Raw genomic sequence first — 13,810 nt, 5'->3', positions numbered from 1 at the left:
GATGACACTCCGGGCCGCCCTGACGGGACTCGCCCCTGACGGGACTCGCCCCTGACGGGACTCGAGCCGTAGAGGACTCGAGGCTTACGGGACTCTAGCCGTACGGAACTCGAGCCGTACGGAACTCGAGCCTTAAGGGGTTCAGGCCGGGCGCACCCCGAGCAGGGCGTCGACCGCGTCGCGCAGGAGCGACGGGTCGTCCACGCCCTCGGTCAGTGCGGCGTCGACGACGGCGAGGGCGGCCGGAGTGCCGAGGTCGTCGGCCAGCGCCTCGCGCAGCTGCGCCAGCACCTCGAGCGCCGAGCGCGGTCCCACGGCGGCGAGGGCCGCCTCCCAGCGCACCAGGCGCGCCTCGGCCGACGGCAGGTCCTCGGGCAGCCACTCCCAGTCGGAGCGGTAGTGGTGCGCGAGGAGCGCGAGGCGGATCGCCCGCGGGTCCGCGCCCTCGCTCCGCAGACGGGAGACCAGCACCAGGTTCCCGAGCGACTTGCTCATCTTCTCGCCCTGGTAGGCGACCATCCCGGCGTGCGCGTAGGCGCGGGCCAGAGGACGGCCGGACAGCGAAGCGGCGTGGCCGGCGCTGAACTCGTGGTGCGGGAAGACCAGGTCGCTGCCGCCGCCCTGCAGGGTGAACTCGGGTCCGAGCCGGTCGAGGGCGATCACCGAGCACTCGATGTGCCAGCCCGGACGGCCGCGGCCGACCTCGGCGTCCCAGGCGGGCTCGTCGGCGCGCTCGGCCCGCCAGAGCAGCGGATCTAGGGGGTCGCGCTTGCCGGCGCGCTCCGGGTCGCCCCCGCGCAGCGCCGAGAGGCGGGCCATCGACTCCGCGTCGAGCCGGCTCTCGCTGCCCAGGTGCCAGACGGCGCTCTCGGCCGCGGCGATGTCGTAGTAGAGGTCGCTCGCGCCCTCCTCCGCCGCGTCCGGAGCAGCGACGCGGTAGGCGACGCCGTCGCGCTCCAGGCGGGCGACCGCTTCCGCGATGGGATCCACGGTCTCGGTGACTCCGACGTAGTGCTGCGGAGGCAGGACGCGCAGGGCGGCCATGTCGCCGCGGAACAGCTCGACCTGCTCCTCGGCGAGGTCGCGCCAGTCGACGCCGGTGGCCGTCGCACGCTCGAGCAGCGGGTCGTCGACATCGGTCACGTTCTGGGTGTACTCGACCGTGTAGCCCGCGTCGAGCCAGACGCGCTGGACCGTGTCGAAGGCGAGGTAGGTCGACGCGTGCCCGAGGTGGGTGGCGTCGTAGGGCGTGATGCCGCAGACGTAGAGGCTCGCGACTCCGCTGGGCGCGTCGAGCTCGACGGGGCCGGCGGTCGCGGTGTCGTGCAGGCGCGGTGCGCTCCCCCGGCCGGGCAGGGCGGGGACGTCGGCGGCGGTCCAGGCGCGCATCTAGGCGGCGATCAGGCCGGTGGCGAGCGCGACCATCAGGACGACGCCGAGGACGATGCGGTACACGACGAACGGGAGGAAGCTGCGGCGGGAGATGTAGCTCATGAAGAACGCGATCACGACGAAGCCGACCACGAACGCGACGATGGTCGCCACGAGGGTCTCGAGCCCGCCGACCTGGACCTGGTTCGGGAGCACGACCGGGTCGCTGATGCTCTTGTACAGCTGGTAGAGACCGCTGCCGAACACCGCGGGGATCGCGAGGAGGAAGGAGTAGCGCGCCGCCGCCTTGCGCTCGTAGCCGAGGAAGAGGCCGGCGGTGATGGTGCCTCCCGAGCGCGAGACGCCGGGGATCAGGGCGAGCGCCTGCGCACCTCCGAAGATCAGGCCGTCGCGGACGCCCAGGTCGCGCAGGCGGCGCTTCTTCGCGCCGACCGCGTCGGCGATGCCGAGCAGGATTCCGAAGAGGATGAGGGTGGTGGCCACCACCCACAGGGAGCGGAGGGTCGTCTCGATCGCGTCCTGGAAGACGAGGCCGAGGACGATGATCGGAAGGCTGCCCAGGATGATGAGCCAGCCCATGCGGGCGTCCGGGTCCGAGCGCGGGATCCGGCCGACGAGGGAGCGCGCCCAGTGCGACACGATCCGCACGATGTCGCGCCAGAAGTAGATGATGACGGCGGTCTCGGTGCCCAGCTGCGTGATCGCGGTGAAAGCGGCTCCGGTGTCGCGGCCGCCGAGACCGGGCAGCAGCTCGCTGACGATCCGGAGGTGGGCGCTGGAGGAGATGGGGAGGAATTCGGTCAGACCCTGGACGAGTCCCAGGATCAGCGCGTCGAGCAGGCCCATGCGTCACTTTCGAGGAGGGCTGGGGCGTCGTCGGCCAGCAGTCGGTCGGGATCGGTCGGTGCTGACCCGGTCCGCGGCGCCGTCAGGAGCTCAGCAGGAGATCGGTCAGGACCTTCCTGCCAAACACTAGTGCGTCCAGTGGAACGCGCTCGTCGACCCCGTGGAACAGCGCCGGGAAGTCCAGGGACGACGGCAGCTGGAGCGGCGCGAACCCGTATCCGGTGATGCCGAGCGTCGAGAGCGCCTTGTTGTCGGTGCCTCCGGAGAGCAGGTACGGGAGGACCTCGGCGCCCGGATCGAACCGGCGGATCGAGGCGGCCATGCTCTCGACGAGGGGGCCGGCGAAGGGCACCTCGAGTCCGATGTCGCGGTGCTGGACGAGGATGTCGACGTGCTCGCCCGCGAGGACCTTCAGCCGCTCGAGCACGGAATCCTCCTCGCCGGGGAGGACGCGCACGTCGATGGTGGCCTCCGCGGTGTCCGGGATGACGTTGGCCTTGTAGCCGGCCGACAGCATCGACGGATTGGCGGTGGTGCGCAGCGTCGCGGCGATGAAGCGCGAGGCGGTGCCGGTGGCGAGTGCCAGCTCCTCCGGAGTGCTGCGCTGAGGGTCGTGGCCGAGCAGGCGGGCGACCTCGTCGAGCAGCTCGCGCGTGGTGTCGGTGAGGCGGGTGGGCCACTCCTCGCTTCCGATGCGGGCGATCGCCTGCGCCAGCCGGGTGACGGCGTTCTCGGAGTTGATCTGCGAGCCGTGCCCCGCCGTGCCGTGCGCGCGGAGGGTCAGCCACATCAGCGCCTTCTCGCCCGTCTGCACGAGATAGGCGCGCTTGCCGGCCAGCTCGATCGAGTAGCCGCCGACCTCGCTGATCGCCTCGGTCGCTCCGGCGAACAGCTCGGGCCGCTCACGGGCCAGGAATCCCGATCCCCGCACGCCGCCCGCCTCCTCGTCGGCGAAGAAGGCGATGACGAGGTCGCGGGAGGGGCGCCTCCCCTCGCGGAGGATGTCGCCGAGCGAGGCGAGGATCATCGCGTCCATGTTCTTCATGTCGACCGCGCCGCGGCCCCAGAGCATGCCGTCCTTGATCTCGCCGCCGAACGGGTCGACGCTCCAGTTGTCGGCGATGGCGGGCACCACGTCGAGGTGCCCGTGGACGACGAGGGCGCCGCGCTCGCGGTCCTCCCCCGCGACCCGCGCCACGACGCTCGTGCGCCCCGGGTCGGAGTCGATCAGCTCGGGCTCGAGGCCGAGGTCGCGCAGCTTCGCCGCGACGTACTCCGCTGCCGGGCGCTCCGGCTCCGCCTTCCCGTCGCCGTAGTTGCTGGTGTCGAAGCGGATGAGATCGCGCGCGATGAGCGCCGTCTCGTCGAGGGTGCTGTCGGTCACGGGCGCGCTGTCGATGCTGTCGGACATGCGGGCAACGGTACCGGCGCGGGCTCGACGGCGCGCGGAGGTCGGTGGGCCGGGAGGTGGCGTGAGAGGCTCCGGAACCGTGCTAATGTCTTCTTCGGCCGCGGAAACGCAGGTCGAAGGAAACACTCGTCCGGGTGGCGGAAATGGCAGACGCGCTAGCTTGAGGTGCTAGTGCCCGTATAGGGCGTGGGGGTTCAAGTCCCCCCTCGGACACACTGATCGGAACCCCTCGTCTCTCTTCGGAGAGGCGGGGGGTTCCGTCGTTCCCGGCACCGTCCCCTCCTCGCGCCGGCGGGAGGGATGCTGTGGGCGGAGAGTGCAGACGCCCCGGCTCCTCACGAGGAGACGGGGCGGCTGCTGCATCGGACGGGCGCTTCTGCAGCGGACGGGCGCTCCTGCACCGCAGGGCCCTCCCGCACAGACCGTGCCTCGGCGTCAGACGCCTGCTGTCGTCGGCGACCAGCCGAGAGCCGGAGCGATCGATTCCACGACAGTGCGCAGGAGCCGCGCGTTGTACTCGACCCCGAGCTGGTTGGGAACGGTGAGCAGCAGCGTGTCCGCCTCCTGCACGGCGGCGTCCGCAGCGAGCTCGGCGGCGACGGCGTCCGGCTCGCCCGTGTAGCTGCGGCCGAAGCGGGCGCGGACGCCCTCGAGGGTGGCGACCTGGTCCTGCTCACCGCGGCCGCCGAAGTACAGGCGGTCGAGATCGCTCGTGATCGGGAGGACGCTGCGCGAGACGGAGACGCGCGGGGTGCGCTCCCAGCCCGCCTCGCTCCACGCGGCGCGGTACTCGCGGATCTGGCGGGCCTGCAGCTCGTCGAAGGGCACGCCCTCCTCCTCCAGGAGCAGGGTCGACGACTGCAGGTTCATGCCCTGCTCGGCTGCCCAGCGCGCGGTCGCGAAGCTGCCGGCACCCCACCAGATCCGGTCCTCGAGGCCGGGCGAGCGCGGCTCGATCGAGAGCGGGAGCGACTGGCGCGTCATCGCCGGATCCGACTGCGCGACCGGCGCTCCGCCGAGCGCCTCCCGGAGGATGCGCACCTTCTGCCGGGCGAGGTCGGCGTCGGTCATCCCCTCCGGGGGGACGAAGCCGAACGCCTCGGACCCGCGCAGGGCGGTCTCGGGCGATCCCCGGCTGACCCCGAGCTCGAGCCGGCCGTCGGAGATCAGGTCGGTGGCGGCCGCCTCCTCCGCCATGTAGAGCGGGTTCTCGTAGCGCATGTCGATGACCCCGGTGCCGATCTCGATGCGGCGGGTGCGCGCGGCGATCGCCGCCAGCAGCGGGAACGGCGAGGCGAGCTGCGGCGCGAAGTGGTGCACGCGGACGTAGGCGCCGTCGATGCCGATCTCCTCCGCCGCCTCCGCGAGCTCGATCGTCTGGAGGAGGACGTCGCGAGCCGAGCGGGTCTGAGACCCGGGGACGGACTGGTAGTGGCCGAAGGAGAGGAAGCCGATGCGCGAGACCATGCCTGCCTCAGCGCCCGGGGGTCCCCCGCTATTCCCGGAGGGTGTGCACGGCGGTCGCCGAACCGCGACAGCGCTCCCGAGGAGTCCTCAATACACGTATGGTGGTCGCGTGCCCGCTGATCGGGGCGGAGAGGGGTCGTCGTGGAGCCGATGGTCGGTCGCCTCGGGGCGACTCTCGGGGTCGCCATGCAGACGATCAGCGGGTCGCAGGTGCAGGCAGGCGCTCTCCGTCCGCAGCGGAACCGGGCGCCCGGTCGCGTCTCCGCGTCAGTGCGCCTCGAAGTCGGCGGAGACCGAGGCGGTGACCTCGATGTCCTCCGGCTTGAGGGCCAGCGGCTCCTCGGGAGAGGAGAACGCCTTGGCGCGGCTCATCATCGCCGAGCCGCCCTCGATGCGCGTATGCGGCCGCAGTCCCGGCTCGAAGAGGGTCAGCACCCGCACCTCGGTCAGGCCGAGAGCCGCCGCATAGGCCTCGGCCCGCTCGCGCGCGTCGCGGACGGCAGCGGTGCGGACCTCGCGCTCGATGCCCGCACGTCGTGCCGCCGTCACGTCCCAATCGACCCCCGAGATCTGGATCCCCGGCACCTCCGAGATCGAGCCGACCCAGCGCCCGAGAGCCGCGAAGTCCCGGTACTTCACCCGGACCCCGGCGGCCGCGACATGGAACAGCTGCGTGACGTCCGAGTCCTTGATGTACCGGCGGATCGAGGAGACCGAGATCTGATCGGAGGACCACCAGGTGGCGGCGCCGGACGCCTGCTCGGCGGCCGCCTCCTCACGGACCCGCGCGTGCAGGGCGGTGACCTCGGCGAGCGCCTGGGGCCGGGATCGCGACTCGCGCCGGATCTCGAGGCGGACGGTGCCCCGCTCGGCGGGGTGGAAGTGCTGGGCGAGACCGGCGACGGTGATGGTGACCATGGCCCCATCGTGCCGTACGCACCCCGTCAGCTCCGAGCGGCGAGCATCTCCCGGATGCGGTCGGCGAGGGCCCGCTCCGTCGTCAGGTTGCTGACCAGCTGGGCTCGGTGCCCCCCGCAGGCGCCCGGGAGGGGAGCTCCGCTGCTCGGGTCGACCCGGCCCAGCAGTGCCCGCTCCCCTTGGGCGATCGAGGCCTCGAGCAGGGCGAGCCGCCGCTCGAGCCTCTCGGTCTCGAAGCTCTCGGGCGTGATGTCGGACTCGCGGAAGTGGCCGGCTGTGGAAGTGGGGACGCTCATCGATGATCCGTTCCGTCGGGGGCGCCCAGGAGCGGCGCCATCACCAGGAAGACACCGGAGAACGGCGATCATGACGCGAAGGCGCGAAATGCACTGAGAAGTGGCGTGCCACCGGCGGTCAGGAGCGGAAGACGGCCAGGTTCTCGTTCTCCACGATGGCGAGGGTACGGACGAGGCGGGTGTAGCGCTCGACGAGCTCGCCCTCCCCCGCGCCCTGTCCCAGCAGGGCCGAGATGCTCTCGGCGGGGAAGAGGGAGACGATCTCCATCGCGACGGCCCGCGCGTGCTCGGAGGAGAGAGTGCGCGCGTACTCCAGAGCGCGGGTCAGCTGCGGCCTCTCCTCCCCCTCCGGACTCGCCGACGGCGCCGTCGTGGCGGCATGCCCGAGGACCGCCACGAAGACGCGAGCGATCTCGTCGACCCGGAGTGCGCGGACCAGGGTCAGCAGGCGCGAGGAGACGCGGGAGACGCCGCGCGCGAGGAGCTCTCCGCTGAGGGCGCGCACCTCGATCACGTCGCCGCCGCCGAACTCGCCGGAGACGCGCTTGATGCCCGAGGCGAACAGACTCGAGCCGGCTCCGATGCTCCGCTCGGCCTCGAGGTTGATCTCGACGCGGCCGCGGCCGGTGGCCACTCCGGAGATCCAGCGCTGCTCCACGGGCGGATGCGCGTGCACGGCGCGGACGAGGGTGCCCGGGCCCGGCCCTCCCAGGGCGCCCAGGATGACCTCGGGGGTGCGCGCCCCAGCGATCCTGGTCGAGACGCCGTTGTGCGCGGCGAGCTCGGCGGCCCGCAGCTTGGATCGGATGCCCCCTCGGCCGGTACCGCCCTTCTGCACGCCGATGCGGCGCAGCTCCGAGATGCCCAGCTCCTCGAGGTGCACCCCCTCGGCGATGCTGCCGGCGAAGACGCCGGGGACGTCGGTGAGCAGCAGCAGCAGGTCCGCGCCGAGGAGCATCGCCAATCCGCCGGCGACGCCGTCGTTGTCCGAGCCGGCGGAGTCGATCGTGTCGTTGCCGTTGACCACGGGCACGACTCCGGCGTCGAGGGCGTGGCGGATCGCCTCGGCGACGTGTGCCATCTGCCGGGGAGAGGCGAGGTCGGACTCGCCGATGAGGATCTGAGCGACCAGGGCGCCCGAGAGCTCGGCCACCGAGCGGTAGAAGCCCATCAGGACGGTCTGGCCCACCGCTGCCGCCAGGCGGGCGCTGATCGGCTCCTCCTGTGAGCGGGCGAAGAGCGCCCGGCCCGAGGAGACGGCGCCGGAGGAGACCAGCACGACGTCCCAGCCCAGCGCGCGGGCGGCGAAGGCGCTCTCGAGCGCGCTGGCCAGGAGAACGGGATCCGGACCCGACTGCTTGGTGACCGAGCTGGACCCCATCTTGACCACGAGGGTCCTTCTGCGCGGCGCGGCCGGGGCGGTGGCGTCGGAGTCGGCGGGGTCGAGCAGGGCGTCGGACATGGCTCCCATGGTAGAGGCGCGGCAGGAGGCCCTCCCTCGCCGAGACCCGGTGGAGAACGCCCCAGGACGGGGATGTCGGAGGCGAATGCGAGACTGCCCGGGACGCCTGGAACCTCCTCCTCAGTGCGCCTCGCCGGGCGGTCGCGGAAGGGTCCGAGCGGCTCGCCGGTGGATGTCGGTGGCGATTGACATAATCGAACACATGTTCGAACATGGGCAGATGAGCCCCCCTTCATCCCTCGTCTCCGCGGAGACGGCCGAGGCCGCAGAGCCCCTTCTGCGGCAGCTCGCGTCGGTGAAGGAGCTGCAGTCCCGCATCCGGGACATGCAGGCGACCACTCTCGAGACCAGGAGCCTCGCCACCCTGCCGGCCTTCTCCTCCGTGCTCCCGGGCGGCTCGCTCAAGCAGGGTGCCGCCTACTCGGTGGAGGGCTCGATGAGTCTGGCGATGGGGCTGCTCGCCGGCCCGTCCGCCGAGGGCTCGTGGTGCGGCGTGGTGGGCGTCCCGGAGTTCGGGGCCGAAGCCGCGGCCGGCATGGGGATCGACCTCGAGCGCCTGGTGCTCGTGCCCGCACCGGCCGAGCACTGGCTCACCGTCACCGCCACTCTGGTCGATGTGCTGACCGTCGTGCTCACCCGTCCGCCCGCCTCCGTCTCCTCGGCCGACGTCTCGCGTCTGGGAGCACGACTGCGCCAGCGGGGTGCCGCGCTCGTGGTCCTCGGCGAGTGGCCCCAGGCCGAGGCGCGGCTCAGCATCCGCAGCAGCCGCTGGGAGGGGCTCGGCGACGGCCACGGCTACCTGCGCTCCCGGGAGGCGATGGTCGATGTGGTCGGCCGGGCCGGCACCCGGGTGCGCACGGTGCGGATGAGCATGCCCGGCGTCGAGAGCGCCTTCGGCTCCCGGGTCGAGCACGGCCGCCTGCACGAGCGGGCGGTCTGAGATGGCGAGCGCACCCGAGCTGCGGCGGACGATCCTCGTCTGGTGCCCCGACTGGCCCCTCCTCGCGGCCGCCGCCGACGCCGGCCTCGGCGACGAGCACCCCCTGGCCCTCACGGAGAAGAGCCTGGTCTTCGCCTCCTCCCCCGCTGCCCGGGCGGAGGGAGTCCGGCGGGGCATGCGCGTGCGCGAGGCGCAGTCCCGTTGCACGGGTCTCGCCGTCCTCCCGTACGACCCGGTGCTCGACCACCGGGCGTTCGAGCCGCTCATCCAGGCGCTCGAGGAGATCACCCCGGGCGTCCAGCTGATCAGGCCCGGTCTGTGCGCGATCCGCGCCCGCGGTCCGCGCCGCTACTACGGGAGCGAGCAGAGCGCGGCCGAGGCGATCCTGCAGCGGCTGGCCGAGCTGGGTCTCCCCGACGCCCGCATCGGGATCGCCGACGGGCTCTTCGCCTCCGAGCTCGCCGCGAAGATCTCCGGCCGCCCCGTCGCCGTCGTGCCCCCAGGAGCAGCGGCAGGCTTCCTCGCTCCTCTCCCGCTCGACGCCCTCGAGACCGAGTCCGTCGCAGCCCCTGCCCGTGCTCCCCGCCGGGGGGACGACCTGGTGGCGCTCCTGCGCAGACTCGGCGTCCGCACCCTCGGCGCCTTCGCCGCCCTCCCTCGCGAGGACGTCGCCGCCCGGTTCGGACCGGAGGGCGCCCACGCGCACCTCCTCGCCGCCGGTGCGGAGTCGGAGACGGTGGTGCCCCGGCTCCCGCCGGAGCGTCTCGACCGGGCGATGGAGTTCGAGCCCCCTCTGGACCGCATCGACCAGGCCGCCTTCGCCTTCCGCGTCCCCGCGGAGGAGTTCGTCGCCGGGCTCACCCGCGCACAGCTGGTCGCGACCGCCATCCGCATCGAGGTCGTCAGCGAGCGCGGTGAGGTCTCCTCCCGGAGCTGGCTGCACCCGAGATGGTTCACCCCGGGCGACGTGCTCGACCGAGTCCGCTGGCAGCTGCAGGGCAGCGGGGAGATCGACACCGGTCTCGGAGCGCCGATCTCGCGGCTGTGCGTCGAGCCCGAGGCGGTCGACGCGATCGGCAACCACGAGCAGGGTCTCTGGGGCACCGCTCCGGAGGAGCGCGTCCACCACGGGCTGAGCCGCGTGCAGAGCATGCTCGGGCACGAGGCCGTGATGACCGCGTCGATCGGAGGGGGTCGATCCCTCCGCGACCGCCAGCACCTGATCCCCTGGGGCGACCGGGAGCCGGGCGACGCACGGCCGAGGACCCTGCCCTGGCCCGGCTCCCTGCCGCCGCCCCTCCCGCCGACGGTCTTCGCGGAGCCCGCGGCCGTGCTCGTCCGCGGACCGAGGGGCGAACCCGTCGCGGTCGACGAGCGCGGCGCCCTCAGCTCCGTGCCCGCCTACTTCACCCCCGGGACCTCTCAGGCACGCCTGGAGCCCCTCGCCGGATGGGCGGGTCCCTGGCCGATCGACGAGCGCTGGTGGGATCCGAGCACCGCCGTCCGCTACGACCGCTTCCAGGTGGTCGACGCCGCCGGTGTCGCCTGGCTGCTGCTCTGCCTCGACGGGGTCTGGGCAGCCGAGGCCCGCTACGACTGAACCGGAGCATCCCTCCACCACCGCGAACGAGCACCGAAGGAGCCCCGATGGGCTGGAACAACCCGCCGATCCCCTGGTCGGAGTTCGAGCGCCGCCTCTCCAGCGGCAAGCGCGCCGACGGCACGGTCGTCCGGGGCGACGGCGGCGACAGTCCGGCCTGGTCGCACAAGCGCCCCGCCTACGTGGCAGGGGACGACGTCCGGCCGCCGGCTCATCCGGTGCCCTACGCCGAGCTGCACGCCCACTCCCACTTCAGCTTCCTCGACGGGGCGAGCAAGCCGGAGCAGCTGGTCGAGGAGGCGGTCCGGCTCGGCATCGACTCTCTCGCGCTGACCGACCACGACGGCCTCTACGGCATCGTGAGGATGGCCGAGGCCGCGCAGGGGCACGCCGTCCGCACGGCCTTCGGAGCCGAGCTCTCGATCGGGCTCACCTCGCCTCAGAACGGGGTCGCCGATCCGGAGGGGACCCACCTGCTCGTCCTCGCACGCCGCGAGGAGGGCTACCACCGCCTCGCCCGCGCGATCACCACCGCCCAGCTCGCCGGTGCCGAGAAGGGCAAGCCGAGCTACGACCTCGAGGAGCTCGCGCGCGCCGCCGACGGCCACTGGATCGTGCTGACGGGCTGCCGCAAGGGAGCGGTCCGTCAAGCGCTCGCCGCCGCAGGAGTGGCCGCGGCCGAGCGGGAGGTCCGCGAGCTCGTCCGGCTCTTCGGTCCCGCCAACGTCCTCGTGGAGCTGTACGACCACGGGGATCCCCTCGCCTCGCGCGCCAACGACCAGCTGGCGGCGATCGCCGAGAAGCTCCGGCTGCGGACGGTCGCCACCGGGAACGTGCACTACGCCCGGCCGGAGGAGCGCCCCCTCCAGACGGCCCTCGCCGCGGTCAGAGCACGCCGGAGCCTCGACGAGATGGACGGCTGGCTCCCCGCAGCGGGCGGCGCCCACCTGCGCTCCGGCGCCGAGATGGCCGAGCGCTTCGGCCGCTACCCCGGCTCCGTGGAGAACACGGTGCGCGTCGCCGACGAGATCGCCTTCGAGCTCGGCCGAGTCCGGCCCCGGCTGCCGCGCCAGGAGGTCCCCGAGGGGCACACCTCGATGAGCTGGCTGCGCGAGCTCGTGCGCGAGGCCGTGCCGGCCAAGTACCCCCGCGCCGACGCCGACGTCCTCGCGCGCCTCGAGAAGGAGCTCGCGGTGATCGAGCAGAAGGACTTCCCGGGCTACTTCCTGATCGTCCACGACATCGTCCACTACGCCAAGCGGAACGGCATCCTCTGCCAGGGACGCGGCTCGGCCGCCAACTCGGCGGTCTGCTACGTCCTGGGCATCACGGCGGTCGACTCGATCTTCTACGACCTGCCGTTCGAGCGGTTCCTCTCCAGCATCCGCGACGAGGAGCCCGACATCGACGTCGACTTCGACTCGGAGCGACGCGAGGAGGTGATCCAGTACGTCTACCGGAAGTACGGACGTCTGAACGCGGCCCAGGTCGCCAACGTCATCACCTACCGGCCCAAGTTCGCCGTGCGCGACATGGCCAAGGCCCTCGGATACAGCGCCGGGCAGCAGGACGGCTGGTCGAAGCAGGTCGAGCGGTGGGGGTCCGTCACCGAGAGCACCGACCACGACATCCCCGAGGACGTGGTCGCCCTGACCACCCGAGTGCTGGGCACGCCCCGGCACCTGGGCATCCACTCCGGCGGCATGGTGCTGACAGACCGGCCCGTGGGCGAGGTCTGCCCGATCGAGCCCGCTCGGATGGAGGACCGCACCGTCCTGCAGTGGGACAAGGACGACTGCGCCTGGATGGGCCTGGTCAAGTTCGACCTCCTCGGGCTCGGGATGCTCGCCGCCCTGCAGTACACGTTCGACCTCGTCGCCGAGCACGTCGGCGAGCAGTGGGACCTCTCCACCCTTCCCCGGGAGGAGAAGGGCGTCTACGACCAGCTCTGCCGCGCCGATTCGATCGGGGTGTTCCAGGTCGAGAGCCGGGCGCAGATGGGCACCCTCCCCCGGCTGCAGCCGCGCCGCTTCTACGATCTGGTGATCGAGGTCGCGCTCATCCGCCCCGGCCCCATCCAGGGCGGTGCGGTCCACCCCTACATCCGCCGCAAGCTCGGCGAGGAGCCGGTGACGTACCAGCACCCCCTCCTCGTGACGCCGCTCAAGCGCACCCTCGGCGTGCCGCTCTTCCAGGAGCAGCTCATGCAGGTGGCCGTGGCCGTCGGCGACTGCAACGCGGAGGACGCCGACCTGCTGCGCCGGGCGATGGGGTCCAAGCGCGGGACCGAGAAGATCGAGACCCTCCGCGAGCGGCTCTACCAGGGGATGGCCCGCAACGGCATCACGGGCGAGGTCGCGGACGACATCTACCTCCGGATCCAGGCCTTCGCGAACTTCGGCTTCGCCGAGAGCCATGCGATCAGCTTCGCCCTGCTGGTCTACGCGAGCGCCTGGCTCCGCCTGCACTACCCCGCCGCGTTCACCGCCGCGCTGCTGAGGGCGCAGCCCATGGGCTTCTACGCCCCGCACACCCTGGTCGCCGATGCCCGGCGTCACGGAGTGGAGGTCGTCTCGCCCGACGTCAACCGCTCGCTGGCGCCTCCCGGGCTCGAGGCGAAGGAGGACGCCCCCGCACGCCGGAGGGGCGGCGCCGCCTACGGGAGCGACGACTGCCTCCGCGCCGATCAGCCGCCCACGGGACTGTTCGACCGCACCGAGCACTTCCACACGGACGACCACAGGCGCGACAGCGGCTTCGTGATCCGGCTCGGGCTGGCAGGGGTGAAGGGCATCGGCACCGCGCTCGCCGAGCACATCGTCGCCGAGCGCGAACGCGGCGGACCCTACGCGAGCATGGCCGACCTCTCGCGTCGGGTCGGCACGACCGCGGCTCAGCTGGAGGCCCTCGGCGCCGCGGGCGCCTTCGACTCGCTCGGTCTGCAGCGTCGGCAGGCGCTCTGGGAGGCCGGCACCGCCGCAGGCGACCGCGAGGAGTTCCTCGCCGGCTCCACGGTCGTCGTGCAGCCCCCGCTCCTGCCGATGCTCTCCCCTCAGGAGCGCGTGGTCTTCGACTTCTGGGCCACCGGCATCTCGCCCGACGACCATCCGCTGCGCCACCTCCGCGAGGGACTCGCTCGCCGCGGCGCCCGCTCCTCGGCCGATCTCCCCGCAATCCCCTCGGGGACCCGGATCGAGGTCGGCGGGGTCGTGATCCACCGCCAACGTCCCTCCACAGCCGGTGGAGTGACCTTCCTCAACCTCGAGGACGAGCACGGGATCCTCAACGTGATCTGCTCCGTCGGAGTATGGAACCGCTACCGCCGCGTGGCCCGCGAGGCACCCGCCCTGCTGGTCAGGGGGATCCTCGAGCGCTCCGACGAGGGGGTGACGAACCTCCTCGCCGACAGGTTCGAGACCCTCACGGTCGGCGCTCGCACCACCTCCCGCAACTTCCGATGACCCCTCAGCGGCACCGC

10 protein-coding genes and 1 tRNA gene are annotated in these 13,810 nt (G+C 72.5%); 4 read left to right on the top strand and 7 right to left on the bottom strand.

The annotated features are described in order from the left end of the window. Nucleotides 1–141 precede the first annotated feature (141 nt). The 3 genes from mshC to C5C39_RS10970 all read right to left on the bottom strand — a co-directional run bounded on the left by mshC (nucleotide 142) and on the right by C5C39_RS10970 (nucleotide 3,649). Complete coding sequence (gene mshC, locus C5C39_RS10980) at nucleotides 142–1,389, bottom strand: cysteine--1-D-myo-inosityl 2-amino-2-deoxy-alpha-D-glucopyranoside ligase (RefSeq protein ID WP_104353384.1); 1,248 nt, start codon at nucleotides 1,387–1,389, stop codon at nucleotides 142–144. Further along, nucleotides 1,390–2,238 (bottom strand): undecaprenyl-diphosphate phosphatase, encoded by an 849-nt coding sequence (locus tag C5C39_RS10975; RefSeq protein WP_104222008.1) that lies wholly within the window; start codon nucleotides 2,236–2,238, stop codon nucleotides 1,390–1,392. An 82-nt stretch (nucleotides 2,239–2,320) separates the two neighbouring features. Further along, complete coding sequence (locus C5C39_RS10970; RefSeq protein WP_181072774.1) at nucleotides 2,321–3,649, bottom strand: M20/M25/M40 family metallo-hydrolase; 1,329 nt, start codon at nucleotides 3,647–3,649, stop codon at nucleotides 2,321–2,323. 128 nt (nucleotides 3,650–3,777) lie between these two features. Here C5C39_RS10970 and C5C39_RS10965 point away from each other — a divergent pair. Then, nucleotides 3,778–3,862: transfer RNA gene (locus C5C39_RS10965), tRNA-Leu, on the top strand. Between the two features lie 222 nt (nucleotides 3,863–4,084). Here C5C39_RS10965 and C5C39_RS10960 read toward each other — a convergent pair. The 4 genes from C5C39_RS10960 to proB form a co-directional block, all read right to left on the bottom strand. Beyond that, nucleotides 4,085–5,116: an LLM class flavin-dependent oxidoreductase gene (locus C5C39_RS10960; RefSeq protein WP_104353383.1), complete on the bottom strand. Its 1,032-nt coding sequence runs from the start codon at nucleotides 5,114–5,116 to the stop codon at nucleotides 4,085–4,087. A gap of 267 nt (nucleotides 5,117–5,383) precedes the next feature. Beyond that, entirely contained in the window at nucleotides 5,384–6,034 is a 651-nt protein-coding gene (locus C5C39_RS10955) for an SIMPL domain-containing protein (RefSeq protein WP_104225267.1), read from the bottom strand. Between the two features lie 26 nt (nucleotides 6,035–6,060). Further along, nucleotides 6,061–6,330, bottom strand: coding sequence for a hypothetical protein (locus tag C5C39_RS10950; RefSeq protein WP_104254998.1), 270 nt, complete (start codon nucleotides 6,328–6,330; stop codon nucleotides 6,061–6,063). 118 nt (nucleotides 6,331–6,448) lie between these two features. Beyond that, nucleotides 6,449–7,792 carry a glutamate 5-kinase gene (gene proB, locus C5C39_RS10945; RefSeq protein WP_181065651.1) on the bottom strand — a complete coding sequence of 448 codons (1,344 nt, stop codon included), beginning with the start codon at nucleotides 7,790–7,792 and terminating at the stop codon, nucleotides 6,449–6,451. A gap of 220 nt (nucleotides 7,793–8,012) precedes the next feature. On the opposite strand from proB, the gene C5C39_RS10940 reads away from it, so the two are divergent. From C5C39_RS10940 to C5C39_RS10930, 3 genes are read left to right on the top strand one after another with little or no spacing between them, the layout of a single operon-like run. Beyond that, nucleotides 8,013–8,732: a hypothetical protein gene (locus C5C39_RS10940; RefSeq protein ID WP_104353382.1), complete on the top strand. Its 720-nt coding sequence runs from the start codon at nucleotides 8,013–8,015 to the stop codon at nucleotides 8,730–8,732. 1 nt (nucleotide 8,733) lies between these two features. After that, complete coding sequence (locus C5C39_RS10935; RefSeq protein ID WP_104353381.1) at nucleotides 8,734–10,332, top strand: DNA polymerase Y family protein; 1,599 nt, start codon at nucleotides 8,734–8,736, stop codon at nucleotides 10,330–10,332. Between the two features lie 47 nt (nucleotides 10,333–10,379). Beyond that, the gene (locus tag C5C39_RS10930; protein ID WP_104353380.1) at nucleotides 10,380–13,793 is read left to right on the top strand and encodes an error-prone DNA polymerase; all 3,414 of its coding nucleotides are present in this window, start codon (nucleotides 10,380–10,382) and stop codon (nucleotides 13,791–13,793) included. The last annotated feature ends 17 nt before the right edge of the window (nucleotides 13,794–13,810 follow it).

This window comes from Rathayibacter sp. AY1F3, from assembly GCF_002931975.1.
In the GTDB taxonomy this organism is placed as follows: Bacteria; Actinomycetota; Actinomycetes; order Actinomycetales; family Microbacteriaceae; genus Rathayibacter.
Note: the sequence above shows the minus strand (reverse complement) of the source record. Positions and strands in the feature narration are given on the sequence as shown.